Source organism: Aquabacterium sp., from assembly GCF_035476535.1.
GTDB lineage: Bacteria > Pseudomonadota > Gammaproteobacteria > Burkholderiales > Burkholderiaceae_C > Pseudaquabacterium.
This window is the reverse complement of sequence record NZ_DATILJ010000203.1, coordinates 22096-48056: the sequence shown is the minus strand read 5'-3', so window position 1 is coordinate 48056 and position 25961 is coordinate 22096. Positions and strand designations below refer to the sequence as shown.

28 protein-coding genes are annotated in these 25961 nt (G+C 68.8%); 12 read left to right on the top strand and 16 right to left on the bottom strand.

Annotation, left to right across the window (positions count from 1 at the left end; translation table 11 throughout):
* Both VLK61_RS20105 and VLK61_RS20100 read left to right on the top strand, forming a co-directional pair.
* On the top strand, positions 1–273 hold a 273-nt coding region (locus tag VLK61_RS20105; RefSeq protein WP_325423407.1), incomplete at its 5' end, for a hypothetical protein.
* A gap of 117 nt (positions 274–390) precedes the next feature.
* Entirely contained in the window at positions 391–615 is a 225-nt protein-coding gene (locus VLK61_RS20100) for a hypothetical protein (RefSeq protein WP_325423406.1), read from the top strand.
* A gap of 31 nt (positions 616–646) precedes the next feature.
* Here the strand turns inward: VLK61_RS20100 and VLK61_RS20095 are convergent, their stop codons facing one another.
* From VLK61_RS20095 to VLK61_RS20085, 3 genes are all read right to left on the bottom strand, one after another.
* Positions 647–1414 carry an ABC transporter permease gene (locus tag VLK61_RS20095; RefSeq protein ID WP_325423405.1) on the bottom strand — a complete coding sequence of 256 codons (768 nt, stop codon included), beginning with the start codon at positions 1412–1414 and terminating at the stop codon, positions 647–649.
* Positions 1411–2247 (bottom strand): ABC transporter ATP-binding protein, encoded by an 837-nt coding sequence (locus VLK61_RS20090; protein ID WP_325423404.1) that lies wholly within the window; start codon positions 2245–2247, stop codon positions 1411–1413. Before VLK61_RS20090 ends, VLK61_RS20095 begins: the two co-directional genes overlap by 4 nt.
* Before the next feature lie 85 nt (positions 2248–2332).
* Entirely contained in the window at positions 2333–3391 is a 1059-nt protein-coding gene (locus tag VLK61_RS20085; protein WP_325423403.1) for an ABC transporter substrate-binding protein, read from the bottom strand.
* A 203-nt stretch (positions 3392–3594) separates the two neighbouring features.
* Here VLK61_RS20085 and VLK61_RS20080 point away from each other — a divergent pair, with 203 nt between their 5' ends.
* Together VLK61_RS20080 and VLK61_RS20075 are read left to right on the top strand one after the other, a co-directional pair.
* Positions 3595–5274 carry a hypothetical protein gene (locus tag VLK61_RS20080; RefSeq protein WP_325423402.1) on the top strand — a complete coding sequence of 560 codons (1680 nt, stop codon included), beginning with the start codon at positions 3595–3597 and terminating at the stop codon, positions 5272–5274.
* A gap of 55 nt (positions 5275–5329) precedes the next feature.
* Positions 5330–7612, top strand: a complete 2283-nt coding sequence (locus tag VLK61_RS20075; RefSeq protein ID WP_325423401.1) for a hybrid sensor histidine kinase/response regulator — start codon at positions 5330–5332, stop codon at positions 7610–7612.
* Between the two features lie 20 nt (positions 7613–7632).
* Here the strand turns inward: VLK61_RS20075 and VLK61_RS20070 are convergent, their stop codons facing one another.
* Positions 7633–9063: a PLP-dependent aminotransferase family protein gene (locus tag VLK61_RS20070; protein ID WP_325423400.1), complete on the bottom strand. Its 1431-nt coding sequence runs from the start codon at positions 9061–9063 to the stop codon at positions 7633–7635.
* 93 nt (positions 9064–9156) lie between these two features.
* Here VLK61_RS20070 and VLK61_RS20065 point away from each other — a divergent pair, with 93 nt between their 5' ends.
* From VLK61_RS20065 to VLK61_RS20045, 5 genes are all read left to right on the top strand, one after another.
* Positions 9157–9627: an OsmC family protein gene (locus VLK61_RS20065; protein WP_325423399.1), complete on the top strand. Its 471-nt coding sequence runs from the start codon at positions 9157–9159 to the stop codon at positions 9625–9627.
* A 5-nt stretch (positions 9628–9632) separates the two neighbouring features.
* Complete coding sequence (locus VLK61_RS20060) at positions 9633–10304, top strand: FMN-binding negative transcriptional regulator (protein WP_325423398.1); 672 nt, start codon at positions 9633–9635, stop codon at positions 10302–10304.
* On the top strand, positions 10301–10744 hold the full coding sequence (locus VLK61_RS20055) for a GNAT family N-acetyltransferase (protein ID WP_325423397.1): 444 nt from the start codon (positions 10301–10303) through the stop codon (positions 10742–10744). Before VLK61_RS20060 ends, VLK61_RS20055 begins: the two co-directional genes overlap by 4 nt.
* A 139-nt stretch (positions 10745–10883) precedes the next feature.
* The gene (locus VLK61_RS20050; protein ID WP_325423396.1) at positions 10884–11411 is read left to right on the top strand and encodes an SRPBCC family protein; all 528 of its coding nucleotides are present in this window, start codon (positions 10884–10886) and stop codon (positions 11409–11411) included.
* A gap of 7 nt (positions 11412–11418) precedes the next feature.
* Positions 11419–12732, top strand: a complete 1314-nt coding sequence (locus VLK61_RS20045) for an RNA polymerase sigma factor (protein ID WP_325423395.1) — start codon at positions 11419–11421, stop codon at positions 12730–12732.
* A gap of 35 nt (positions 12733–12767) precedes the next feature.
* Here the strand turns inward: VLK61_RS20045 and VLK61_RS20040 are convergent, their stop codons facing one another.
* The 4 genes from VLK61_RS20040 to VLK61_RS20025 form a co-directional block, all read right to left on the bottom strand.
* Positions 12768–13271, bottom strand: a complete 504-nt coding sequence (locus tag VLK61_RS20040; protein WP_325423394.1) for a hypothetical protein — start codon at positions 13269–13271, stop codon at positions 12768–12770.
* Entirely contained in the window at positions 13271–13456 is a 186-nt protein-coding gene (locus tag VLK61_RS20035; protein ID WP_325423393.1) for a hypothetical protein, read from the bottom strand. The genes VLK61_RS20040 and VLK61_RS20035 overlap by 1 nt, the downstream gene beginning before the upstream one ends.
* A 124-nt stretch (positions 13457–13580) precedes the next feature.
* Positions 13581–13799, bottom strand: coding sequence for a ribbon-helix-helix protein, CopG family (locus VLK61_RS20030; RefSeq protein WP_325423392.1), 219 nt, complete (start codon positions 13797–13799; stop codon positions 13581–13583).
* Positions 13796–14221 (bottom strand): PIN domain-containing protein, encoded by a 426-nt coding sequence (locus VLK61_RS20025; protein ID WP_325423391.1) that lies wholly within the window; start codon positions 14219–14221, stop codon positions 13796–13798. The genes VLK61_RS20030 and VLK61_RS20025 overlap by 4 nt, the downstream gene beginning before the upstream one ends.
* A gap of 142 nt (positions 14222–14363) precedes the next feature.
* Between VLK61_RS20025 and VLK61_RS20020 the strand changes: the two genes are divergently transcribed.
* The gene (locus VLK61_RS20020; protein ID WP_325423390.1) at positions 14364–14729 is read left to right on the top strand and encodes a nuclear transport factor 2 family protein; all 366 of its coding nucleotides are present in this window, start codon (positions 14364–14366) and stop codon (positions 14727–14729) included.
* 19 nt (positions 14730–14748) lie between these two features.
* Here the strand turns inward: VLK61_RS20020 and VLK61_RS20015 are convergent, their stop codons facing one another.
* The gene (locus VLK61_RS20015; RefSeq protein WP_325423389.1) at positions 14749–15288 is read right to left on the bottom strand and encodes a DUF1697 domain-containing protein; all 540 of its coding nucleotides are present in this window, start codon (positions 15286–15288) and stop codon (positions 14749–14751) included.
* Between the two features lie 7 nt (positions 15289–15295).
* Positions 15296–20110, bottom strand: coding sequence for an NAD-glutamate dehydrogenase (locus tag VLK61_RS20010; RefSeq protein ID WP_325423388.1), 4815 nt, complete (start codon positions 20108–20110; stop codon positions 15296–15298).
* A gap of 148 nt (positions 20111–20258) precedes the next feature.
* Here VLK61_RS20010 and VLK61_RS20005 point away from each other — a divergent pair, with 148 nt between their 5' ends.
* Complete coding sequence (locus tag VLK61_RS20005; protein ID WP_325423387.1) at positions 20259–20753, top strand: Crp/Fnr family transcriptional regulator; 495 nt, start codon at positions 20259–20261, stop codon at positions 20751–20753.
* Positions 20754–20760: 7 nt separating this feature from the next.
* Here VLK61_RS20005 and VLK61_RS20000 read toward each other — a convergent pair whose 3' ends face one another.
* The 4 genes from VLK61_RS20000 to VLK61_RS19985 form a co-directional block, all read right to left on the bottom strand.
* The gene (locus tag VLK61_RS20000) at positions 20761–21207 is read right to left on the bottom strand and encodes a hypothetical protein (RefSeq protein ID WP_325423386.1); all 447 of its coding nucleotides are present in this window, start codon (positions 21205–21207) and stop codon (positions 20761–20763) included.
* Between the two features lie 139 nt (positions 21208–21346).
* Positions 21347–22366, bottom strand: a complete 1020-nt coding sequence (locus VLK61_RS19995; RefSeq protein ID WP_325423385.1) for a crotonase/enoyl-CoA hydratase family protein — start codon at positions 22364–22366, stop codon at positions 21347–21349.
* A gap of 13 nt (positions 22367–22379) precedes the next feature.
* Positions 22380–23039: a TenA family transcriptional regulator gene (locus VLK61_RS19990; protein WP_325423384.1), complete on the bottom strand. Its 660-nt coding sequence runs from the start codon at positions 23037–23039 to the stop codon at positions 22380–22382.
* Entirely contained in the window at positions 23015–23290 is a 276-nt protein-coding gene (locus VLK61_RS19985) for a hypothetical protein (protein WP_325423383.1), read from the bottom strand. The genes VLK61_RS19990 and VLK61_RS19985 overlap by 25 nt, the downstream gene beginning before the upstream one ends.
* A 117-nt stretch (positions 23291–23407) precedes the next feature.
* On the opposite strand from VLK61_RS19985, the gene VLK61_RS19980 reads away from it, so the two are divergent.
* Positions 23408–24337 carry a LysR family transcriptional regulator gene (locus tag VLK61_RS19980; RefSeq protein ID WP_325423382.1) on the top strand — a complete coding sequence of 310 codons (930 nt, stop codon included), beginning with the start codon at positions 23408–23410 and terminating at the stop codon, positions 24335–24337.
* Between the two features lie 27 nt (positions 24338–24364).
* On the opposite strand, the gene VLK61_RS19975 is transcribed toward VLK61_RS19980, so the two are convergent.
* Positions 24365–25492 (bottom strand): PQQ-dependent sugar dehydrogenase, encoded by a 1128-nt coding sequence (locus tag VLK61_RS19975; protein WP_325423381.1) that lies wholly within the window; start codon positions 25490–25492, stop codon positions 24365–24367.
* Between the two features lie 74 nt (positions 25493–25566).
* Positions 25567–25944 (bottom strand): hypothetical protein, encoded by a 378-nt coding sequence (locus tag VLK61_RS19970; RefSeq protein WP_325423380.1) that lies wholly within the window; start codon positions 25942–25944, stop codon positions 25567–25569.
* Positions 25945–25961 lie beyond the last annotated feature (17 nt).

Sequence of the window (25961 nt, the reverse complement as noted above, 5' to 3'; positions counted from 1 at the left end):
TTCCGCCCGCTGGCCGATGCCAAGGCGATCTACGACCAGGTGCGCCACAGCGACGACTTCCACGACATCCATGCCTGGCAGTTCACGCCGTCGAGCTTTCGGCTGATCGTCAACGACCTGCACGAGATCGGCAGCTTCGGGCTGCGCGAGCAGCGCTTCGTCGAGAACGGCGGTGAATTCGTGATCGCGCTGTCGCGCGACGGCGCCGGCCCGGCCGTGTCGCGGCTGGCGCTGGCGCAGCAAGTGATGGCCGAGCTGCGAGTGGTCCGCTGAGCGGGATTGCCGAGCGACGCCGGCCTGCGCCACAATCAACGCGCTGCACGCGGCTTGCACCGCCAGCGCGGAGGCCCGGTGAGGACACTCCGTTGTTCATCAGGGAGGAGGGGATCCATGTCGAAGCACATCTGGCGCCACTGTGTCGCCGCGGCCTTGCTGCTGCCGCTGCTGATGTCCTGCAAGGACGTCGGCGATGGCGAAGGGGACGAATGCCAACCCTGCCGATCGAGTTCGCCGCAGTGCGACAGCGGCATGAGTTGCGCCACCTTCGACGGTCCGTTCGGCAAGGATTACCAGCGCTGCGCCGCGCCGGACACCAAGTCCTGCCCGGTGCCTTGACGCTGCGCCCCGTGGCGGCGGGGCGGCGGCGTCAAGCGCCCTGCGAGCCCCGATGCGCCCATCCGGTGATGCGCTTTTCCAGCACCGAGAAGAACTCGTACATGCCCATCGCCATCGCGCCCACCACCACCAGGCCGGCGAAGGCCAGGCCCATCTGCATCGAGCTGCCGGCCGAGACCAGCAGGTAGCCGATGCCATCGTTCGACGCGGTCATCTCGCTGACCGTGGTGCCGACGAAGGCCAGCGTGATGGCCACCTTCAGCGAGCCGAAGAAGTAGGGCATCGAGCGCGGCAGGCCGACCTTGACCAGCACGTCCCAGCGCTTGGCGCCGAGCACGCGCAGCACGTCTTCCAGTTCGGGCTCCAGCGTCGCCAGCCCGGTGGCGATGTTCACGGTGATCGGGAAGAACGAGATCAGGAAGGCCGTCAGCACCGCCGGGCCGGCGCCGATGCCCAGCCAGACCACCAGGATCGGCACGAAAGCCGCCTTGGGCAAGGCATTGAAGCCGGTCATCAGCGGGTAGATCGCCGCGTAGGCCAGGCGTGAGCTGCCGATCAGGAAGCCCAGCAGCACACCCACGACGATCGCGATGCCGAAGCCGAGCATCGTGACCCAGTAGGTGCGCCAGGCATGCTTGGCGATCTCGCCCTTGAATTCGAGCAGCTGCTGCCAGATGCGCACGGGGCTGGGGAAGATGAACTCGCTGACGCTGAAAACGCTGCAGATCAGCTGCCACAGCAGCAGCACGGCGATCAGCAGCACCCAGGGCGACCAGGATTCCAGTGTCTTCGGCTTCATGGCTTGGCCGCCTCTGCAGCGGCCTTGCCGAAGGTGTTGCCGAATGGGTTGCGCACGGCGCCGATGTGGCCGCGCAGCTCGTGAACGATGTCGGTGAAGGCCGGGGTGTAGGTCACCTCCAGGTCGCGCGGGCGCGGCAGGTCGATCTGTCGCCGCACGACGAAGCGGCCGGGGCTCTTGCTCATCACATACACCGTGTCGGCCAGGAACACGCTTTCGCGCAGGTCGTGCGTCACCAGGATCACGTTGAATTGCTGCAGCGCCTGCAGGTCGCGCAGCGTGCACCACAGCTCTTCGCGGGTGAAGGCGTCCAGCGCGCCGAAGGGCTCATCGAGCAGCAGCATCTTCGGCTCGTGCACCAGCGCGCGGCAGATGCTGGCGCGCTGCTGCATGCCGCCCGAGAGCTGCCATGGGAACTTGTCCTCGTAGCCGCCCAGCCCCACGCTCTGCAGCAGCGCGCGGGCCTTGGCTTCGTACTCGGCGCGCTTTTGCTTGAAGCTGGAGCGGTAGGGCTCGACGATCTCCAGCGGCAGCATCACGTTCTGCACCGTCGTGCGCCAGGGCAAGAGGCTGGGCGCCTGGAAGGCCATGCCGGTGATCTTCAGCGGCCCGGTCACCGGCTGGCCGCCGATGTGGATGCTGCCTTTTGTCGGCCGCTTCAGGCCGGTGGCCAGCTTCATGAAGGTCGACTTGCCGCAGCCCGACGGGCCGACGATGGCGATGAACTCGCCTTCGTCCACCTGCAAGCTGATGTCTTCGACGGCGTAGTGGCCTGCCGCGGCCAGTTCGTCGTTGTAGGCCAGCCAGACCCCGTTGAAGTCGACGAAGCTCATGTCTGCCCCTCGCCCGAGGAGTACCTCAGTCGATCCCCCGAGGGAATGCGGGCCGGCTTGGGAGCGGCCCGGCGCTCGGCCCGCGTCACTTCTTCGGCGCGCCGAGGATGTTCCGTTCGGCGGCCGTCGGCAGGAAGCTGCCGTTCCAGATCACGTCCGGGTCGATGCGGCTCTTGGTGGTGTAGGCATCGGCCACCTGGCTGGCCATCAGCGCCAGGCGCGGGCCGCTGATGGCGCCGAAGCCTTCGGCCCGTGCATCGGCGGTGGCGATCGACGAATCGATGGCCAGGCGCAGCCGGCGCTCTTCCAGCTCGCTGTTGACGATGCCGTCGCGGTCCTTGACGATGGCCGTGGCCGCCTTCGGGTTGGCCAGCACGTCGCGTGCGCCCTTGGTGAAGGCGCGCAGGAAGGCCTTGACCTGTTCCGGTCGCTTCTTGACCATCTCTTCGGAGGCGATGATCACGTTGCCGTACAGCTTCACGCCGTGGTTCGGGTACAGCATCACCGCCACGTCCTCGGCCTTCACGCCGCGCGCCTCCAGGTTCAGCACGCTGGTGAAGTAGAAGCCGGTGATGGCGTCGACGTCGCCCTTGGCCAGCATGGTTTCGCGCAGCGGCGGGTCCATGCTGATCCAGTTGACGGCGCCCACGCCGTTGGCCTTCTGGAACACCGGGAAGGCGCGGCGGCCGGCGTCGAACACCGGCGCGCCCAGCTTCTTGCCAGCCAGGTCCGCCGGGGTCTTGATGCCGCTCTTCTTCAGCGAGATCACCGCCGAGGGCGTGTTGTTGTAGACCACCATCACCGCCACCGGCTTGTTCGGCGCCGTGGGGTTGTTGGCATGGAACTCCATCAGCGCGGCCAGGTCGGCAAAGCCCATGTCGTAGGTGCCCGAGGCCACGCGGTTCACCGCATTGCCCGAGCCGTTGCCGGCGTCCACCGTGACGTTGAGCTTCTCGTCCTTGAAGTAGCCCTTGGCGACGGGCAGCAGGAAGAAGGCGGCCGGGCCTTCGAAGCGCCAGTCGAGCTGGAACTTGATCGGGGTTTCCTGGGCAACTGCCGGTGTGGCACTCAGCAGGCCGCTCAGCAGCGTGGTGGCCGCGGCGCCCGCCAGCAGGGCACGGCGGGCAAGGGTCGGCAAGGACATGAAAGAACTCCTCAGGTTGGGCAAGGGGCAGGCTGGCATCGATGGCTCAGGGCGCTCCGCAAGATTCATGCACGGCGCCGCGCCGTGCAATGTTCCCATGCCGCCAGCGCGCACCCGATCGGGGCTTGCCCGCGCAGGCCTTTCTCCCCCGGGGCAATGCCCAGTGCGGCCGCGGCGAACGGCGCCCTACACTCGATCGCACCATGAGCCCTGCCTCCCCCACGGACACCCGCGCCACACCGGTGCGCCACCTGCGCCAGGTGCTGTTGTGGCCGCTGCAGCTGCTGCCGGCGCGCGGCGCCGCCGGGGACGACGCCGGCCCACCCTGGCAGGTGCTGCGCGACCTGGGCACGGCCTCGCCGTGGCAGGAGCAGGTGGATGAGTACACCGGCGACGCCAGCCAGTTCCACGAGCGGCACTACAACGAGTTCGTGACCTTCCTGCCTTACGTGCAGCGCTTCCTGTATGGCGAAGGCCGCGCCGGGCGGAACAGCGACGATGGTTCGGGCGCTGCGCCGATGCGGGTGTTCCGCCGCCGCGACGTGAAGGCCGTGCGCGTGGTCACCCGGCCCGGCAGCGCGCCGCTGACGCTGCGTGTCGTGCACGTGGACCTGTACTTCTTCCTCGATGTCGACATCGTGCTGCTGAATGTCGAGGTCGAGACCGACGACCTGCCGCTGGCGCTGGCGCAAGACCTGCTGTATCGCTTCGGCCGCGCCTACCCGCCGGGCTGGGACGCGCTGGGCCAGCCGATGCACTGCCTCAGCGAAGTGGAATGGCTGGGCGCCGAGGGCCAGGTGCTGGCCGCGTCCGATGCGCGCCAGCGCGACGCCTTCCTGGCCCATGTGGCCGAACACCGTGCGCCCCGCATCGCCGCGCACTGGGCCTGGATGCTCGAGCCGCTGGCCGCCGACCACTCGCCCGAAGCCGCCGACGATGGCGTGCTGCGCTACCGCCAGATCGAATACCACCGCATGCCGATGATGGCCTACCTGGCGCTGGACGATCCCTGCGCCCTGAGCCGCAACGATTTCGTGCGCCTGGGCCTGGTGACCGGTGCGGCCGGCGCTGGCGCCGACGCACTGCCTTATGGCGAGCGCCACGTCGCCGACTTCGAAGCCCGCTACTGCTACGACCGCTTCTGGGCCCCCGGCGGGGACGCGCCGGACACGCGCTACATGTGCAGCGGCCACGCGCTGGTGGTGGTCGGCCGCGCCGAGTCGCAGTTCTACCGCTGCGCCGACCGCGGCGTGCTGGCGCAGTTCCGCCACCAGCACTTCCTGCTGTTCCTGATCGTGCATTTCCAGAAGGCCGCGCTGCTGATGTACAGCAACCGCCTGGTCGAGGCGCTGAAGCGGCTGAACGTGCGTGATGCCGGCAGCGTCAAGCGTTTCAAGCGTGCCATCCGCTCCAGCTTCGAAGGCTTTCTGCGCTTCACCCACCGCTACTGGTTCCGCGAGATCGCCGAGCAGGCGCAGTCCCGCGCGCTGTTCCGCCTGGCGTCGGACCACCTCGGGCTGGCGCCGCTGTATGTCGAGGTCAAGGAACGCATCGCCGACATGAATGCCTACCTCGATGCCGACAGCCTGCGCCGCCAGGCCAACACCGTGGTCCGGCTGACGGTGGTGACGATCTTCGGCCTGATCGGCACCGTGACCACCGGTTTCCTCGGCATGAACCTGCTGGCCGAGGCCGATGCACCGCTGTCGCGCCGCGTGGCGTTCTTCTCGCTGGTGTTCGGCCTGACCACGGCGCTGACGGTGTTCACGATGGTCAAGTCCAAGCGCTTGTCGGACTACCTCGATGCGCTGTCCGACGAGCGCTTGTCGGGCTGGACCAAGATCAAGGCGATTGCCAACGTCTGGCGGCGCGAAGTCGATTGAGCGGGCGCCGGCCGATGAATTGCGCGTCCCTCCCAGCTGGGGCAGGATGCAGGCCATGAACACCCCTGGGCGGCTCAGGGCACGACTCGGCGCCCTGCTGGCGGTGCTGCTGCTGATCGGGCTGGCCGGCGGCCTGGCCGTGCAGCGCCCGAGCAGCGTGTGGAGCCTGGGTGTCTTGAGCCTGCTCGCGGTGTTGGTGGGCCTGGCGCTGGGCTGGACCGTGATGGCGCGCCAGGCGGCCGAACGGCGCATCACGCAGGCCCGCGCGCAGCGGCTGCAGCATTTCTACACGGCCTTGTCGCAGACCCACCAGCGGGTGGTGCGCGAAACCGATGCGCAGCGCCTGTTCGACGAGATCTGCCGCATCTGCGTCGAGACCGGCCATGCCCGCTTGAGCTGCGTGAACCTGGTGGAAGACGGGTCGTTCGTGCGGCAGGCGGCCAGCGCCGGGCCGGCCGCGGCCTTCTTCGCCGGCCTGCCCGAGCGCCGGGACCTCGCCAGCGGCGACACCGCCTGCCCGATCACGCTGCAGGCGCTGCAGCAAGGCGTGCCGGCGCTCAGCGCGGACTACCCGAACGACCCGCGCGCCGCCGCCTGGCGCAGCCGCGCGCTGGCGCAGGGGCTGCGCACGATGGCGGTGTTTCCGCTCTGCCGCGGCGGCCGAGTCATTGGCGCGCTAGGGCTGTACGCCGATGTCAGCGGTTTCTTCGACGAAGCCGTGGTGCAGCTGGTGCAGCAGATGTGCGGCGACCTCTCGTTCGCGCTGGACGGCATCGACCGAGAAGCCGCGCGCGTACAGGCACTGCGCGAGGCCGAGGCCGGTTATGCGCGCTTCAGCCAGCTGTTCCACCGCGCACCGATCACCACCGTCATCGTGGCCCTGGCTGACCAGCGGGTGTTCGACATCAACGACATCGGTTGTGCCCGTTATGGCGTGGCGCGGGAAGAGATCATCGGCCATGCCATGCTCGACCTGGGCATCGGCCTGCTCGAAGCCGACCGCCAGCGCATGTACGAAGAACTGCGCCTGAACCGCCGCGTTCACAACCTGCCGGTGCGCGTGCGCACGCGCCCGGGCGAGTTGCGTGATGCGCTGCTCAACGGCGAGGTGATCGACTACCTCGGCGAGCCCTGCCTGCTGGCGATGAGCCTGGACGTGACCGAGCTGCGCAGCGCCGAACAGGCGAGGCAGGCCCAGGCCGAGGCCGAGGCCGCCAGCCGGGCCAAGACCGAATTCCTGTCGCGCATGAGCCATGAACTGCGCACGCCGCTGAACGCGGTGCTGGGCTTTTCCAAGCTGCTGCAGGAGGACGTGGTGGAGCGGCTCAGCGAGCGCCAGCAGGCGCAGCTGGACCACATCGGCCAGGCCGGCAGTCATCTGCTGGCACTGATCAACGACGTGCTCGATGTCGCGCGCATCGAGGCCGGCCGCCTGCAGATCGAGCCGCGTGCACTGGCGCTGGAACCCCTGCTGGACGAAGCGCTGCGCATGACCGAAGCGCTGGCCAGCGAGCACGGCGTCAGCATGCACTTGCAGGCACCGGCCGGCGCGGCGCCCACCTGGGTGCTGGCCGATCCGATCCGGCTGCGCCAGGTGCTGATCAACCTGCTGTCCAACGCCGTCAAGTACAACCGGCCCGATGGCACGGTGCGGCTGCTGTGGCGGACCGAGGACGCGGCGGTGCAGATCGAGGTCATCGACAACGGCCTGGGCATGAGCGCGGAGCAGTTGGCGCATTTGTACGAGCCTTTCAACCGCCTGGGCCGCGAACGTGGCGACATCGAAGGCACCGGCATCGGCCTGTCGCTGACCCGCCAACTGGTGCGCCTGATGCACGGGCGGCTGGCGCTGGACAGCCAGCTGGGCCAGGGCACGCGTGTGAGCCTGCAGCTGCCCATGGCGCCCGCCGCGCCGGCGCCGCCACCCGTGGCCGCCGCCGCGCACGACAGCAGCGCCGCGGGCGTGGTGCTCTACATCGAGGACAACCCCGTCAACCTGCTGCTGGTGGAGCAACTGCTGGCACGCTGGCCCGACGTGCGCCTGCTGCAGGCAGAAGACGGCGGCAACGGCATCGCGCTGGCCCGTTCGCTGCAGCCGGATGTCGTGCTGCTGGACATGCACCTGCCCGACATCGATGGCCTGCAGGTGCTGCGCACGCTGCGCGCCGACCCGGCGACGCAGGGGCTGGCCATCGTCGCGTTGTCGGCCAGCGCGATGCCGGACGAAGTGGCGCAGGCGCGGGAGGCCGGCGCCACCGATTACTGGACCAAGCCGCTGGACTTCGATGCCTTCCTGGCAAAGCTGCACCGTTTGCTGAAGGCCTCGCAAAAGGCCTAGCTGAGGGCCCAGCTGAGGGCCTAGCCCCGGGCGAACAGCGGCCCGACCCGCCGTGCCGCATCACGCAGCGCCGCGCTGTCGTAGCCGGCATAGCCGAACAGCCAGCCGCGCCGGCCCGATTCGATCGCATAGCCCGACAGCGGCGCCAGGAACACACCGGCCTCCCGCGCGCGGGCCGACAAGGCCACGTCGCTGCGGCGGCCGCTCACTTCATGCATCAGGTGCATGCCTTGTTCGCTCGCCGCCAGCCGCAGCGCGCCGCCGCTGGCGCGCGCCAGCGCTTCAATCAGCAGCGCCTGGCGCTGCGGGTACAGCTCTCGCATGCGGCGCAGGTGGCGCAGCAAGTGGCCTTCGCTGATGAAGCGCGCCAGCACGGCCTGCTGCTCGCCGGGGCTGTGCCGGTCGGCCAGCGCCTTGGCCGCGGCAAAGGCCGGCGCCAGCCCGGGCGGCAGCACGATGAAGCCCAGGCGCAGGCCCGGGTGCAGCGTCTTCGAGAAGGTGCCGACATAGAGCACGCGCTCGGCATGTGGCAGGCTGGCCAGCGCGGCGATGCGGTGCGTGCCGAACTGGAATTCGCCGTCGTAGTCGTCCTCGACGATCCAGCCGCCGTGCTGCCGGGCCCAGTCGATCAGCGCCAGCCGGCGCGTCAGGCTCATGCGCAGGCCCAGCGGGAACTGGTGCGTCGGCGTCACCACCACCAGGCGCGCCGCGGGCCAGCGTGCAGCGCCGTCGGCGATGTCCAGCCCTTCGCCGTCCACCGCCACCGGCCGCACCTGCGCACCATGGCCCAGCAGGCAGGCGCGGATGCCGGGGTAGCCGGGGTCTTCGACCATCACTTCGTCGCCGACATCCAGCAGCAGTCGCCCGATCAAGTCGATGGCCTGTTGCGAGCCGGAAGTCACCAGCACCTGCTCTGCCGTGCAGCTCAGGCCCCGCGAGACCAGCAGCCAGTGCGCGATGGCCTCGCGCAGCGCCGGCAGCCCCGCCGGGTCCAGGTACTGCGCGGTGGCGTGGCGCGCCTGGGGCGCGATGCTGCGCGCCAGCCGGTCCCACAGCGCAAACGGAAAGCTCGCGATTTCCGGCGCGCCGATGCGAAACGGCGCCGCCGCCTGCAGCGGCGGGCGCCAGCGCAGCGCGGTATCCGCCATCAGCCGGCCGCGCTGCGACAGCCAGGCCTCGCCGATCAGCGCGGCACGCGGCCCCGAGCGCGCGGAGGGCGGCGCCAGCGCCGCCAGGCCCTGCGCCACATAGGTGCCGTCGCCCACCCGGGCCTGCACGAAGCCTTCCACGCGCAGCCGCTCCAGCGCCCACAGCACGGTGTTGCGCGCCACGCCCAGCGCCTGCGCATGTTCACGCGAAGGCGGCAGCCGCGTGCCGGCGCCCAGCGTGCCCTGCTCGATGGCGCTGCGCAGCTGCAGGTAGACGCGTTGGCGCAGGTTCACGCGCTGCATATTGGTTCCGTCGCCGGCCCTGAATTGGTTCCTTGATCGGCAGCATAGCGCGTTAAGGTTGAGGGCCAATTCACCCCGACCTGGAACCCCACGATGGCCGAGTACACCGCCCGCATCACCTGGCAGCGCCAGGGCGAAGCCTTTGTCGACAAGCGCTACAGCCGTCGCCACGACTGGCTGTTCGACGGCGGCGCGCGGGTGCCGGCTTCGTCGTCGCCCCACGTGGTGCGGGTGCCGTTGTCGGACGCCTCGGCGGTCGACCCCGAGGAGGCCTTCGTTGCCGCGCTGTCCAGCTGCCACCTGCTGTGGTTCCTGGATTACGCCTCGCAGGCCGGCTGGCTGGTCGACGACTATGTCGACGATGCCGTCGGCGTGATGGCCCCCAACGCCCAGGGCCGCATGGCGATGACCCGCGTGACCCTGCGGCCACGCGTGCGCTTTGCCGGCGACAAACGCCCCGATAGCGCCGAACATGAGCGGCTGCACCATGCCGCCCACGAAGCCTGCTACATCGCCAACTCCGTGCGCAGCGAAGTGCTGTGCGAACCTTCACTCGTGGAGTGACCCCGATGTACCTGCCCAAGCATTTTGAAGAGACCCGGCCTGAACCGCTGCACGAGTTTTTGCGTGCCCATCCGCTGGGCCTGCTGGTCACGCCCGGCGCTGACGCATCGGCCGGCCCGGTGGCCAATGCGCTGCCGTTCGTCGTCGAGCCCGGGCCCTTGCCCGATCAGCCGCTGGGCACGCTGGTCGGCCATGTGGCGCGCGCCAACCCGCTGTGGCGCGAGGCACGTGATGCGAACGTGCTGATCGTCTTCCAGGGCGCGCAGGCCTACGTCAGCCCGAACTGGTACCCCAGCAAGGCCGAGCACGGCAAGGTGGTGCCGACCTGGAACTACGCGATGGTGCAGGCCCGCGGCCCACTGCAGGTGCTGGACGATCCGGCATCGGTGCGCGACATCGTCACGCGCCTGACCGCGCGGCATGAGGCCACGCAGCCGAGGCCCTGGACCCCGGACGACGCGCCGCCCGAGTTCACCGAGGCCTTGCTGCGCACCATCGTCGGCATCCGCATTCCGCTGGTCTCGCTGGTCGGCAAGTTCAAGCTCAGCCAGAACCGCCCGGCGGCCGACCGCGCCGGCGTGGTGCAGGGCCTGCGGGCAAGTGGTGAGGCGGCACAGCACGCGACCGCCGACAGCATGCTGCAGGCCGAAGCGACGATGGCGGGGGCCGCGCGATGACGACGCTGCACATCAGCCCGCTGCAGGCCGGCGACCGCGCCGGCTGGGAGCCGCTGGCGCGCGGCTACAAGGCCTTCTACAAGACGGACGTCAGCGACGCCGGCTACGAAGCGGCCTGGCAGCGCCTGCTCGCCAACCGCGACGTGCATGGCCTCGCGGCACGCCAGGGCGGCCGGGTGCTGGGCATCGCGCACTGGATGCAGCATACCTCGCTGTGGTCGACCGATGCGGTCTACCTGCAGGACTTGTTCGTCTCCGAAGAAGCCCGCGGCCAGGGCCTGGCCGCGGCGCTGATTGCCCACCTCGCGGCGCTGGCACGCGCGCAGGGCGCACCGCGGCTGTACTGGCTGACGCACCAGGACAATGCCCGCGCCCGCGCGCTGTACGACCGCGTGGGGCAGTGGCGCGGTTTCCTGCGCTACGACATCGCGCTGGATTGATCCGAGATTCCGGTCTGGGGTTTTCCCGAGGAGCACTGCGGCCTTGTCGATCCGGTGCCCGGTGGCGCGTCGTGGTGGCATGGGTCGCCGAGCGGCTCATGCCTGATCAGCGATCATCACGCCACAGGAGGCCCCGACCATGCTCAAGTCCCTTGCCCTCGTCGTGCTCGCCGCGCTGGTGCTGCTGCTGATCTATGCGGCGACGCGGCCGGATACGTTCCGCATCGAGCGCAGCCAGCGCATCCAGGCGCCGCCCGAACGGGTCTACGGCCTGATCAACGACCTGAAAGGCTTCAACACCTGGAACCCCTGGCGCAAGAAGGACCCGGCGCTGAAGGAAACCTACGGCAGCCTCAGCGCCGGCCCTGGCGCCCGCTACGGGTGGGACAGCGACAAGGTCGGTGTCGGCAGCATGGAGATCACCACCGTGCAGTCGCCTTCGCAGGTGAGCTTGAAGCTGGATTTCGTCAAGCCCTTCGAGGCGCACAACACCGTCGACTTCACGCTGAAGGCCGAGGGCGGCGGCACCCAGGTGACCTGGGCGATGCAGGGCCCGTCGCCGTTCATGTCCAAGCTGATGGGCGTGTTCGTCAACATGGACCGCATGGTCGGACAGGACTTCGAGGACGGCCTGAACACGCTGAAGGCGCTGGCCGAAAAGCCCTGATCCGGCGATGAGCGAAGCCGCGACCCATGCCGCGATCCAGGCCGTCTGGCGCATCGAAGCGGCCAAGATCATCGCCGGCGTCGCGCGCCTGGTGCGCGATGTCGGACTGGCCGAAGAACTGGCGCAGGACGCACTGGTCGCCGCGCTCGAGCACTGGCCGGGCGAGGGCCTGCCCGACAACCCGGGGGCCTGGCTGATGACCACGGCCAAGCGCCGCGCGCTGGACCACCTGCGCCAGGACCAGCTGCACCGGCGCAAACAGGAAGAGCTGGGCGCCGACATGGACGCGCTGCAGGCCCATGTGGTGCCCGACTTCGTCGACGGCCTGGACGCGGCGCGTGCCGACGACATCGGCGACGACCTGCTGCGCCTGATCTTCACCGCCTGCCACCCGGTGCTGTCGACCGATGCCCGCGTGGCACTGACCTTGCGGCTGCTGGGCGGCTTGTCCACCGACGAGATCGCCCGCGCCTTCCTGGCCAGCGAAGCGACGATCGCGCAGCGCATCGTGCGCGCCAAGCGCACACTGGCCGCCGCGCGCGTGCCCTTCGAGGTGCCGCAGGCCGCCGAGCGTGCGCAGCGCCTGGGCTCGGTGCTGGAAGTGATCTACCTGGTCTTCAACGAAGGTTACTCGGCCACCGCCGGAGACGACTGGATGCGCCCCGCGCTGTGCGAAGAGGCGCTGCGCCTGGGCCGCGTGCTGGCCGGCCTGGCGCCGAACGAGCCGGAGGTGCACGGCCTGGTCGCGCTGATGGAGATCCAGGCCTCGCGCACCCGCGCCCGCACCGACGCGCAAGGCCGGCCGGTGCTGCTGATGGAACAGGATCGTTCGCGCTGGGACCGGCTGCTGATCCGGCGCGGCCTGGCGGCGCTGCAGCGCGCCGAGGCGCTGGGCGGCGGCCAGGGCCAGCGCGGCCTGGGCGGGTCGATGGGGCCGCTGGGACCGTATGCGCTGCAGGCCGCCATCGCCGCCTGCCATGCGCGCGCCCCGCAGCCTGAAGCCACCGACTGGCCGCAGATCGTCGCGCTGTACGACGCGCTGGCACGCTTGAGCCCGTCGCCGGTGATCGAACTCAACCGCGCGGTGGCCGTCGGCATGGCCTTCGGCCCGGCGGCGGCGCTGGAGATCGTCGACCGGCTGCACCAGGACGAGTCATTGGCGAGTTATCACTGGCTGCCCAGCGTGCGCGGCGACCTGCTGGCCAAGCTGGGCCGGGCGGCCGAGGCGCGCGCCGAGTTCGAGCGCGCGGCCGGGCTGACGCGCAATTCGCGCGAGCGGGCGCTGCTGCTGGAGCGGGCGCAGGGCTTGGGACGTCGCTGAAGCGCAATTCCCGCTGCGGCGGGCGCTGTAAGGCGTCAGTCCTTGAGGGGTTTGCGTCGGGCCTGGGCTCGCAGGACCTCCAGCGCCCGCTCGATGATGATGCGGTCGCCGACATCCTTGTCGCGCATCGTCTGCTTTGTCAGCAGCAGGCCTTCCAGGCTGATCGTCTTGACGGGGATGCCTTCGAGGTCCACGGTCTGGGCATACTGGCGCAGCGAGTCAAAGGACTGGCCATTGGCGTTCAGCATCAGGTCGACAACAAAGGCGTCGGCCACGCGGATGTTGTCGCCCTCCTCGAACCATTCCGGCTGCAGTTCACGGGCGGCTTGGTCGGGCAAGACCATCAAGGCATTCTTGATGCGCTCGCCGGCTTCGGCCGTGGCCGGAACCAGCAGATCGATATCGGTGGTGGCGCGCTGGTAGCCATGGGCGGCGAGCGCGTAGCCGCCGATCAGCAGGTAGTCGACGCCTTGCTCGTTCAGCGAGCGCAACAGCAGCTTCAAGTCTTCCAGCGTTGCCGGCCGACTGAACTCGTCCATCACGCCCGCTCTGCAGCCAACAAGCCCATGCCTTGCACGAGGCAGTCCTGCGCTTGGCGGTTGGCGTCCTCATGCGACTTGAAGCGATAGACGCCCTTGGGGATGAAGGTTGTGGGTGCCAGCCGTGAAACCGCTTCATTGAAGCGGGCGCCTTCGGCGAGCAGTTGCCCGCTGGCCTTTGACACAACAGGTTGCGCGCATCTCGAGCCCACTTGTCTCATCACGTCATACCTGCATTGATGGGGGAACCCAAGCCCATGTTAGCTTGGACCAGCGACAAGGACGCCGTTGACGAGGATCGGCCGCTAGTCAGCGCCCCTTGGCCTTGGCGAGCAATTCCAATCCGCGTTGTGCCTTGCCGCTGCCTTGTTCGGCTCGCAGCAGAAAGCGCGCCTCGGCATCGAATTCTGCGATCAGCAAAGTGGCCATCTCGTCGATCAATCGGTTGACGCTGGTGCCCCGCCGCTTCGACAGTTCTTTCAGTCGCTCGTACTTGTCATCCGGCAGGCGAATGGTGAGCGCGCTCATAAATGTCTCTCCAGTTGCAGGAACTGCGCCGGCGTGATGGCGGTCAAGTTCGGGAATCGCAGTTCCTTGGATTTCAGATCCTTGGTATTGCGGGTGACGATGTGGCTGGCGCCACCGGCGACGGCCAGTTCGATCAGGTGGTTGTCGCCCTCGTCCGGAAGGTTCGGTCGCCATCCGAAGTAGATGCGGGTCCAGCGGCAACTCGCAAGAAAGATGTTCCACAACTCCTGGCGCTCGCCAAGATTCAGCCGGCACTTGGTGAACAACGCTTCACGTGACAACACATCTTCATACTCTGCAAAGAGGGCCGATGCCATCAAGGCCTGATGTCTGCCTTCAAGACAAGACGCTACCACCGCATTGGCAGCCCCTGTTCCCAGGCATGCTCCAACAAAGACATTGGTGTCGACAACGATCAGCACCTGAACATGGTAGCAAGAATGCCACCATATGTGCTGTCGGAGTCGGCAGGTCGATGACCTGGCACGTCATCGACGCATGGCGCTGCACTTCTTATGGTGACGACTGCCGGAATCGCCCGGCGCCACACCGCAAGGAACCACCATGTCAGCCCACAACGCCGGCGCCATTGCCGAGAGCTACCTGCGCATCTGGAACGAAACCGACGCCGCACGTCGCGCATCGATGCTGCGCGAAACCTGGTCCGAGGACGCGCACTACGTCGACCCGCTGATGAGCGGCCAGGGCCTGGAGCAGATCAGCCAGCTGATCGCCGCGGTGCATCAGCGCTTTCCCGGCTACCGCTTCAGCCTGGCGAACCAGCCCGACGGCCATGGCGATCATGTGCGCTTTTCGTGGGCGCTGGGCACCGGCGATGCCGACACGGCGATCCTGGGCAGCGATGTGCTGCAGCTGCGCGACGGCCGGGTCAGCCGCGTGATCGGCTTCCTCGACCGCGTGCCGGCCTGAGCACGTACCCGCCTGCACCTCAGCCGTGCCGCTGCACCAGCCGGCAGACGGTGCTCCAGGCCCGCGTCGTCGCCGGCAAGCCGAAGGCCTTCTCGGCAAACAGGTTCGGGCTGCCCGGGCTGCTGCCGAACTGGTGCGCGACGCTCAGCATCTCGGCGGCCGTGTAGGCGATGACCTCGACGTTCTTGCGCGAGTTCGCCAGCGGCGGCTCGTCCGGCAGCACGAGATCGTCATGCAGGAAGGTCACGCAGCACGCGTAGACGGTGCTGCGATCCACGGCCTGGAAGGGATCGCTGGCCACCAGCGCCGCCAGCGCGTCGAGTGAGCGGATGAAGGCCGGCTCGACGAGTCCGCAGGACGCGTGCATCGCCGTGCAGGCCGCGCGCACGATCTGCAGCGCGCGGCGGCGTGAAGTGGCCTCGAAGGCCATCGTGCCGTTGACCAGGAAGGACGCGGCATTGGCCGCGCCGGCCGCGCGGAAGGCGTCTTCGAATTGCGCTTTGGTCGGAGCCCTGGCTCGGCCGAGGTTGAGGTTGCGGAAGAACGCGGCGAACTTCATCGACCCGTCAACCCAAGCCCCGCAACTCCCGCAACGCCACCGACAACATCGCCGCATCCGGCGCTGCGACGGCCCGCAGCTCACCCAGCAGCTGCGCCGCGCGTTCCAGCGCGCGCTGGTTCTGCGTCGCCCAGCGGCTGACCAGCTCGGCCGGGCCGGCGTCGGGCATGGCGTCGGCGAACACCGCGGTGGTGATCGCGCGCTGCAGGCCGGACAGGTCGTCGGCCATCGCGCCGCGGGCCAGCAGGCGCCAGTGCTGGTCGGCCGGCAGCGCGGCGATCTTGTCGCGCAGCCAGGGGATGCCCAGGCGGCTGGAGAGCTCGAAGTACACCGCGGCCACGGTCTCGACGTTGCGCTGCGCCAGCGTGGCCACTTCGGCGATGTCCAGCGTGGCGTACAGCGCATGCAGCTGCACCACGCGTTCGGCGGTGTCGCGCGGCACGCCGCTGGCCTGGTACTGCGCGACGGCGGCGGTTTCGCGGGCCCGTTCTTCGGGCTCCAGCAGGCTGGACAGGCGTGCCGACAAGGCCATCGCGCCGGGCGCGAAGTGCGCGATCGTTGCGGCCATGTCGTCGTTCAGGCGCCGCGAGCGCAGGAACCACTTGGTGCCGCGCTCCAGGTGCAGCGTGATGTCGATCAGCATCTGCGCCTGCACCGCGTCGGCGACCTGGTTGTCCAGCGCCTCGATCTGCGGCCACAGCGCCACCACGCCGAAGACTTCGCGGCTGATCAGGTAGGCGCGCACGATCTCGAAGGGCCGCGCGCCGGTGGTTTCGCACAGCCGGTGCACGAAGGTGCTGCCGACACGGTTGAGCATGCTGTTGGTGACATGCGTGGCGATGATCTCGCGCTTGAGCGGGTGGCGCGACATGTAGCCGCCGAAGTGGGTCTTCAGCTGGCGCGGGAAATAGCGCTCCAGGGCCGTGGCCACCCACAGGTCGTCGGGCAGCGGCGAGGCCAGCAGTTCGTCGTACAGCCACATCTTGCTGTAGGCCAGCATCACCGCGCGTTCGGGGCTGGACAGGCCGATGCCGCGGCCGCGGCGCTCGGCGATCTGATCGTCGTCGGGCAGGTACTCGATGGCGCGGTCCAGGCGCCCGGCCTTCTCCAGGAAGTGCATGAAGCGGGTCTGCGCATCGAGCAGCTGGATGGCCACGCGGCCGGTCAGCGACAGCACCTGGGTCTGGAAGATGTTGTCGCGCAGCACCAGCGCGGCCACCTCGTCGGTCATCGCCGGCAGCTGGGCATTGCGCTGCTTCTCGGTGAGCTCGCCCTCGGCCACCGCCAGGCCGAGCAGGATCTTGATGTTGACCTCGTGATCGGAGGTGTCGACGCCGGCCGAGTTGTCGATCGCGTCGGTGTTGATGCGGCCACCGGCCAGTGCGAATTCGATGCGGCCCAGCTGTGTGCAGCCCAGGTTGCCGCCTTCGGCAAAGACCTTGCAGCGCAGATCGCTGCCGTTGACGCGCAGCGCATCGTTGGCGCGGTCGCCCACCTGCGCGTGGCTCTCGCTGCTGGCCTTGACATAGGTGCCGATGCCACCGTTGTAGAGCAGGTCGACCGGGGCTTTCAGGATCGCGTTGACCAGCTCGGTCGGCGTCAGGGAATCGACCGCCAGGCCCAGGACTTCTTGTACCTGCGGTGTCAACGCGATCGCCTTGGCCGTGCGCGCAAACACGCCGCCGCCGGCCGAGATCAGCGCGCTGTCATAGTCGGCCCAGGACGAGCGGGGCAGCGCGAAGAGCCGCTCCCGCTCGGCAAAACTCGACGCCGCATCGGGGCTGGGGTCGAGGAAGATGTGGCGATGGTCGAAGGCCGCCACCAGGCGGATGTGGCGCGACAGCAGCATGCCGTTGCCGAACACGTCGCCCGACATGTCGCCGATGCCGGCGACGCTGAAGTCCTGCGTCTGCGTGTCGACGCCTTGTTCGCGGAAGTGCCGCTTCACCGATTCCCAGGCACCGCGCGCGGTGATGCCCATGGCCTTGTGGTCATAACCCACCGAGCCGCCGGAGGCAAAGGCGTCGCCGAGCCAGAAGCCGTATTCCTTGCTGATGGCGTTGGCGTGGTCCGAGAAGGTGGCGGTGCCCTTGTCTGCGGCCACCACCAGGTAGGGGTCGTCGTCGTCGTGGCGGCGCACATCGGGCGGCGGCACGATGTCGTTGCCGACGCGGTTGTCGGTGACATCGAGCAGGCCGCGCAGGTAGTTCTGGTAGCAGGCCACACCTTCTTTCATGAAGGCTTCGCGGTCGCTGGCCGCCGGTGCGCGTTTGAGCACGAAGCCGCCCTTGGAGCCCACCGGCACGATGACGGTGTTCTTTACCATCTGCGCCTTGACCAGGCCCAGCACCTCGGTGCGGAAGTCTTCCGGCCGGTCTGACCAGCGCAGGCCGCCGCGCGCCACGCGGCCACCGCGCAGGTGCACGCCTTCGAAGCGCGTGGCGTAGACAAAGATCTCGAACATCGGCTTGGGCGCCGGCAGGCCAGGCACCTTGGACGAGTCGAACTTGAAGGACACGAAGTCGCGGCGCTGGCCCGCCGCATCGCGGCGCCAGAAATTGCTGCGCGTGGTGGCCAGGATCAGGCCCAGGTACTGGCGCAGCACGCGGTCTTCCGACAGGTTGGCCACGTCTTCCAGCGCTGCTTCGATGGCCTGCACGGTGGCGCTGGCGCGGGCATCGGCCTCGGCACCGCCGGCCGGGCGGAAGCGCTGCATGAACAGCTCGACCAGGTGACGGGCGACGCCGGCATGCGCCACCAGCGTGGCTTCGATGAAGCTCTGCGACAGCGCAAAACCGATCTGCCGCATGTACTTGGCATAGGCCCGCAGCACCACGATCTGCTGCGCCGGCAGGCGCGCGGCGACCACCAGGCGGTTGAAATCGTCGTTGTCGACCTCGCCGCGCAGCACCGCGGCAAAGGCTTCTTCGAACACCGCGTGCAGCGCATCGACCTCGACATCGCCTTGCGCGTCGGCGCACTGCAGCCCGAAGTCATGGATCCACACCGGCGCGCCGTCCTGCGGCTGCACCTTGTACGGGTGTTCGTCCAGCACCTTCATGCCCATGTGCTCGAGCATCGGCAGGCTGACCGACAAAGTGAGCGGCCTGGCCAGGTGCATCAGCTTGAAGCGCAGTGTGCCGGCCGGCGCCTCGAGCGGGCGGTACAGGCTCATCGCCACCGGCTGCTCGGGCGTCAGCGCGGCCATCAGTTCGATGTCGGGCACGGCGGCGCGGGCGGCGAACTCCTCGCGGTAGCCGGCCGGGAACGCACCGCCGAACTGGCGCAGCAATGTGATGCCGCGCGCTTCGCCGGCGGCGTCGACCAGCGCGGCTTTCAGATCATCGTCCCAGCGGCGGGCGGCGGCGATCAGCCGGGTTTCGATCTCGCGCTCGTCGAAGGCCGGGATGTGGCCGGGCTCGGTGCGCACGGTGATCTGGATGCGCGCCAGCACCGATTCGGACAGGCTGACGTTGAACTCCGAGCTGGTGCCCTGGAAGGCCTTCAGCAGGATGGCCTGCCACTTCTGGCGCAGTTCGGTGGTGTAGTTCTCGCGCGGCGCGAAGATCAGGCAGGACAGGAAGCGCTCGAAGGGGTCGCGCCGCACGAACAGGCGAAAGCGTTGCCGCTCGCCCAGGTGCAGGATGCCGGTGGCGGTGTGCAGCAGCTCGTCGGTCGAGGTCTGGAACAGCTCGTCGCGCGGGTAGGTGTCGAGGATGTTGATCAGCGCCTTGCCGGCATGGCTGCCGGGGGCCAGGCCGGCACGCGCCTGCACATCGGCCACCTTGCGGCGCAGCAGCGGAATGTCGGCCGGGTTGGCGCTGTAAGCGGTGGAGGTGAAGAGGCCGAGGAAGCGGTCTTCGCCGCTGACCTGGCCTTGCGCGTCGAAGCGCTTGATCGCGATGTAGTCCAGATAACCCGGGCGGTGCACGGTGGAGCGTGCGGTGGACTTGGTCACCACCAGCAGTTCGGGGCGGCGGGCATAGGCGCGTACTTCAGGTGGTAGGGCCGAGAAGGCGGCCACCGCGTCGAGCGCCTTCACTTCGCGCAGGATGCCGTGGCTGGAGCCGGGCACCACGCTGAGCAGGTCCTGGCCGTCGATGCTGGCCAGCGCATGGCTGCGGTGGCCGAGGAAGGTGAAGTGGTTGTCCAGCAGCCAGTGCAGGAAGGCCTGGCCCTCGGCCAGTTCCTGCGGCGGCAGCTGCGGCGGTTGCTGGTCTATCGCCGCGATGATGCCTTGCACGCACTGGCGCATCGGCTGCCAGTCGCCCACCGCCACGCGCACATCGGCCAGCACGCGGCTCAGGTCGGCGGCCAGCGCCTCCAACTGCGCGGGCTCGGGCACGCGGTCGACCTCGACGTGGATGAAGGATTCGCGGGTATCGCCGTCCAGGCCTTGCAGCAGGCCGCCGGCATCACGCTGCACGTTGAGCAGCGGGTGGATGATCAGGTGCAGCGTCAGGCCGTGGCGGTTGACTTCCATCGTCACCGAATCGACCAGGAAGGGCATGTCGTCGTTGACGATCTCGACGATGGTGTGGGTGGACTGCCAGCCGTGTTCGGCGATGCTCGGGTTGAACACCCGCAGCTTGGCCTGGCCCGCTTCCCGGCGGCGTGCGAACTGCCAGTGCGACAGCGCGGCGCCGTACAGGTCGCCGACCTCCTGCTCGGCAATGTCCTCGGGGTCGACCTGGCCGAAGTACTGCCGGGTGAACGCTGCGATCGTCTCGCGCTGTTCGGGCGGCAGGCGGCTGGCCACCAGCGCGATCACCTTGTCCAGGGGTTCCGAGTTCGGGCCGCTGTCTGTTGTTGTCGTCGGCATGCTGGTCTCCTGTTGCCGCTGCTGCACTCTACATCGTGTAGCGAGGACCCGGTAGCACGGCCCGACGCCGAGCCGTACACTGGTTTTCGAGGCGCGCGGCAAGCGCGCAGGACTTCAAGCCGCGCGGCAAGCGCGCAGGAGGCGGGCCATGCACACGATGCGCATCGAGCTGTTGCAGCAGATGCCGATCTTTGGCGCCATCCGCGACGATGCGCTGGAGTTCCTGCTGGAACCGGCGCCGTCGGTGCACATCGAGGCCGGGCAGTTCTTCTTCCGCGAGCGGGATCCGGCGCAGAGCATGTATGTGCTGGAGGCCGGCCGCGTGGCGGTGCTGAAGGCCTGGGAGGGCCGCGAGTTGATGCTGCGCCACCTGGAGCAGGGCGACTGCTTCGGCGAGATGGCGCTGCTGGACCTGTTTCCGCGCAGCGCCTCGGTGCGTGCGGTGGAAGACTGCACGGCGATCGAGTTGCTGCCGGACCACCTGATGCGCCTGTACGAGCGCGACCTGGAGCAGTTCGCGCTGATCCAGATGAACATCGCCCGCGAGATGAGCCGCCGCCTGCGCGTCACCGACGAACTGCTGTTCCGCGCCCGCATGGGCGATGTGCCGGAGGGCGTCGAGCCGGTGTTCCGCTCGACTTGAACTGGCGCTACTTCAAGGCCGCCGCCAGCTGCTGCCAGGCGCTCTGGTCATGCGCCTTCAGCGCTTCGAGCTCCTCGCGCAGCCGGTCCAGGCGCTGGTGCATCGAGGCTTTCTTGATGTCCTTGATCTTGTCGACCAGCTTGCCGAACTCCTCGATGGCCGGCACCTTCGACACTGCCGGCGCGGCTTCGATGAGCACTTCGATGGCATCGATCAACTTGCCGATCTGTTTGCCATAACTGACCTGGCTGACGACCGCCTGCTCGACCTCGGGCGCCGACGAGTTCTGCTGGTTGACGATCAGGTTGCCGAAGCTCCAGCCCGGGTTGATCGGCTGCCACAGCCGTTCGGGCGCGAAGGTGAATTGCGGTGCGCTGCCGCCGCCGGGCATCGGCCAGCTCACGGTCCAGGGCCAGCCGAAGCCGGCGGCGGGGGGAATGCTGTCTTGGCTCATCGCCGACTCCGAAGTGAATTCGGTATCGACGATAAAGCGCAAAGGGCGCGGATGCAATGGCCGGGCCGTGGCTTGCCGGCGCGCCCGGTGCGGGTGCCGAATTCAGGTGCCCGGCTCAGGTCGCTGTTCAGGTCCCGATTCAGGTTCCTGGGGTCGGACCATGGCCGCGCCGGTCTTCCTGCGCGCGCCGGTCCTGCGTGGGTTCCAGCGGCTCGCTGATCGGGCCGCGGCGGTCCACGCCGGTGCGGCGATGGCCTTCGCCCCAGGCGTTCTCCAGCTCCATGCGCTTGATCTCCTCGACCGCGCCTTCCTCGGCGCCGCCAGCCTTGCGCGCCTGCGCACGGGCCAGGCGCTCCATCAGGCGCAGGTCGCGGTCGGTCAGGCCCAGTGCGGCCTCGGCCCATTGATCGACGATGGCCAGCAAGGTCTCGTAGCGGATCGGTGCGGCCAGGCGCTGCGCACGCAGCGCGGCCAGCGTGCCGCGGTGGCGCGGATCGACGTCGCGGATCACCCGATCGATGGCCGCTTCGCCCTGGCCATCGTCGGCCACCACGTCGACCATGTGGCGCACATGCAGCTCTTCGGCGCTGTACAGGCGGCCGGACAGGATCATCTCGTTGGCCACGTCGAAGCCGGCGCGGCGGATCGTGAAGTCCCAGGCGCCCATGCCGGGGAACAGGTTGAACAGCACCTCCGGAAAGCCGCCTTGCGCGCGGCGCTCGAAGATCACCTTGTGGAAGGGCAGCACCGATTCCAGCCCGCCGCCCAGCGTGTCGCCCTGCGACAGCACGGTGGTGTGCACGCCCAGGTTGGCGGCGTTCTCCATCCACCACACCAGCTCGATGCAGCGGCGGCCATACAGCTGCAGCGATTCCTTGTCGCCGGCGCGCACCAGCAGCACGAACAAGGCCAGGTCGCCGCCGAAGCTGAAGACACTGGGCACATCGGAGGTCATCACGAAGTGCCGCACCAGGCCGGGATTGGCGCTGATGTCGCTGAGCATCAGCTGCAGCTCGCTCATCGCCGCCAGGCTGTAGCACTGGATCGGCCGCACGCTGGTGCGCACGCGCAGCAGGCGGAATTCCGAGCTCCATTCGAGCCGTATCGTCTTGTAGGTCCGGCCCAGGATGCCGGCCACGCCAATCGCAGGGGTGAACATCAGGGCAACAGCTTCAGACCGATTCGAGGATGCGCGTGAAGTGGTGGAAGTTCACGCGCACCGATTCCACCACTGCGGCCAGTGCGTCGTCGCCGTTCAGCCGGTTCATCACCTGCCGCAGCTCGGCCATGTGCTGCGCATCGAGCGAGGCATGCGAGGCGATGAACGAAACACCGCGGTCACCTTCGAGCAGCAGCGATTCGCGGATCGCCGCGGCAAACGGCCCGCCGTAGACCGAGGCGATGACCTCCAGCGCGTACAGCATGCCAAGCACCGAAGCTGGGTGGCGGCGTTCGGCGCACCAGTGGTTGTAGCCGGTGAGCGCCAGCGTGAAGGCGCTGGGCGCATGGGCGCGGGCATCGGCGGGGGTCACACCGATGGCCTCCAGGTCGTTCAGCACCCAGGTCTCGTGGCCCATTTCCTCGTGCATGTGCTCGTAGAGGAAATGGCGGATGGGCTGCAGCGCGTCCTGCGCGGGGTCGCCCATGCGGCTGGCGGCGGCGGCACTGACGGGATTGAAGTGCCACACCACGTGGTACAGCTCCAGCAACAGCGCGCGGTAGCGCGACACCGACATCCCATTGGCCACCGCGTCGACCACGGTGGGGTGGGTTTCGAAGGCGCGGCGGTCTTCGTCGGTTCGGGTGATCAGTTCAGCGAAGAAGGGGAGCATCGGGGGTCCAACAGGCGCAAGGTTCTTTGCGGCCTATTCTGCACGGGCGGCACCACGCTGCGGGTGACAGCCGTTGCCGGCGCAGGACTCTTGCGGCTTTGCGGCCACAGCTTCGCCAAGCCGCGCCGCAGCGTGGCCCAGACTGCGCCGACGGCTTCGCGGCGCAGTGCCATCGCGCGGGCCTTGGCCTCGGCGATCAGCGCCAGGCGTTGCTGCGGTGTGAGGCGGGAGACGAGCAGGTCGGGTGGCATGGCCAGGTCCTTTGAAGCGGTGCTGCCACTCTAGGCAGGCAGCGTTGCATCGGAAACGGCATGGCCGGCAAATGCGTCTTGCACGCCCTGCAAAGCCGGCGCACTACCATCGCCGCCATGAAGGACCTGGCATTCGACGACCTGAGCTTGTTCGCCCGCGTGGCCGCGCTCGGCACGCTGTCGGCGGTGGCGCGTGAACGCGATGTGCCGGTGAGCCAGGTCTCGCGCGCGCTGGCTCGCATCGAGCAGGCCTGCGGTGCGCGCCTGATCCACCGCTCGACCCATGGCCTGGCGCTCACCGACGAGGGCGATACCTTCCTGGACTACTGCCATCGCCTGACCGGCACGCTCGAAGCGCTGGAGGGTGAGTTCGCCAGCAAGGCCGGCGAGCCCAGCGGCCTGGTGCGCGTGGCCGCGAGCACGGTGATCGCACAGTACCAGCTGCTGCCCGGTCTGATGGACCTGAGCCTGCGCCATCCGCGCCTGCGCGTGGACCTGGAAGTGAGCGACCGCCTGGCCGACCTGGCGCGCGACGGCATCGACATCGCCATCCGCAGCAGCAGTGCCTTGCCGGAGACCCTGGTGGCGCGGCAGATCGGCACGCTGGGCCGCGCGCTGTACGCCGCGCCGGCGTACCTGGCGCAGGCCGGCGCGCCCGCGCATCCGGCCGAGTTGCGCCACCACCGGCTGATCACCAACAGCGCGGTGACGGTGCTGAACCAGTGGCCCTTCATCGTCGAGGGCCGCCCGCTGAAGCTGCCGGCCGACGGCCACTGGCGCAGCAACGACACCGGGCTGATTGCCAACATGGTGGTGCAGGGCCTGGGCATCGGCCGGCTGTCGACCATCGCGGCGGGGCCGCTGGTTCAGCAGCAGCGGCTGGTGCCCGTGCTGGCCGATTTCGTCGACCCCGAGCCGATGGCGGTGCATGCGGTGTTCGCCGCGGCGCGGCAGCGCCTGCCCAAGATCAAGGCCTGTGTCGACTACTGGGCTGAATGGTTCGCACGCGGCGCTGAGCACCGCTCGGGGTCCGCCCGCGGCGCCTGAGCACCGCTCAGGGTTCGCCCGCGCCGCTCAGCGCACCGCGCCGCCGTAGCGGATGCGGTAGATCGCGCCGGCCTGATCGTCGGAGACCAGCAGTGAACCATCCGGCGCCACCAGCACGTCGGCCGGCCGGCCCCAGGCCGATTCATCCTGCAGCCAGCCGGTGACGAAGGGCGTGTAGCCGGTGGACCGGTCGCCGTTCAGCGTGACCATGCTGATGCGGTAGCCGATGCGGCGCGAACGATTCCACGAACCATGTTCGGCAATGAACACCTGGCCGCGGTAAGTGGCCGGGAACTGCGTGCCGGTGTAGAAGCGCATGCCCAGCGAGGCCACGTGCGGCCCCAGCGTCTGCGCCGGCGGCGTGAACTCGCTGCAGGGCCGCTCGCTGCCGAACTCGGGGTCGGGCAGCGTGCCGCCGTGGCAGTACGGGTAGCCGAAGTGCATGCCGGCGCGGGGCGCATGGTTCAGCTCGTCCGGCGGCAGGTCGTCGCCCAGCATGTCGCGGCCGTTCTCGGTGAACCACAGCGCCTTGGTGCCCGGATGCCAGTCGAAGCCGACGGTGTTGCGCACGCCGCGTGCAAAAGTCTCGAGCTTGCTGCCGTCGGGCTGCATGCGCAGGATCGTCGCGTAGCGGTCGGGGTCGGGCTTGCAGATGTTGCAGGGCGCCCCCACCGGCACGTAGAGCCAGCCATCGGGACCGAAGGCGATGAACTTCCAGCCATGGCTGCCGTCCCGCGGCAGGTCGTCGCGCACGACCACCGGGGCCGGCGGCTTGGCGAGTTGCGCGCCGATGTTGTCCAGCCGCAGGATGCGGTTCACCGCCGAGACGTACAGGCTGCCCTGCCGCCAGGCCACGCCCACCGGCCGGCTCAGGCCGCTGGCAATGACATGCAGCTTGCCGGCGCGGTAGTTGGCGTCGATCTCCAGCGCATGCACCTTGCCGTCCTGCATCGAGCCGACGTAGAGCACGCCGCCGTCGTTGGCCGCTGGCGCCCAGGCCATCTGGCGCGCGTTCGGCACACGGGCCAGCAGCTCGATCGTGAAGCCGGGCGGCAGCGTCAGCTTCTCTAGCGGCAACTCGGCGGCCTGCACCTGCAGGCCGCTGAAGACCAGCAGCAGGGCAGTTGCGGCATGACGCCATGCGCGTTGAATCATCTCAGTGCCGCCCGGCCGTTCCGAAGGCACTGAGCGCCCCCTTGGGGGGCAGCGAACGCAGTGAGCGTGGGGGTTCATCCTAATCCTTTCGGCCGCAAGCGGCTCAGCAACTCCTGCGCCCAGGCGGGCAGTTCGGGGCCGAAGGCTTCGGCCTGTTCGTATTCATCGCCATCGATCACCGCGCTGTGGCTCAGCGTGCCCCGGCCATGCACCGCCAGCTGCAGCCAGCCGCGGCCGGGCACGTCCCATTCCAGCGCGACAGCACCGTCGGGCGCCACCAGCACCTCGGGCGCGCGGGCATCGCCGGCCACCAGCGCCGTAAGGCGCTGCGCGTCGACCAGCGCGATCAGGCGCTGCGCTTCGCCCAGGGTCTCGATGTCGGGCGGCGTCCAGCCGCGGTCGCGGCCGATCAGCAGGGCTTCGCCCAGTGCGGTCTTCAAGGGGTCGGGCATGGCGGGATTGTGCGTGT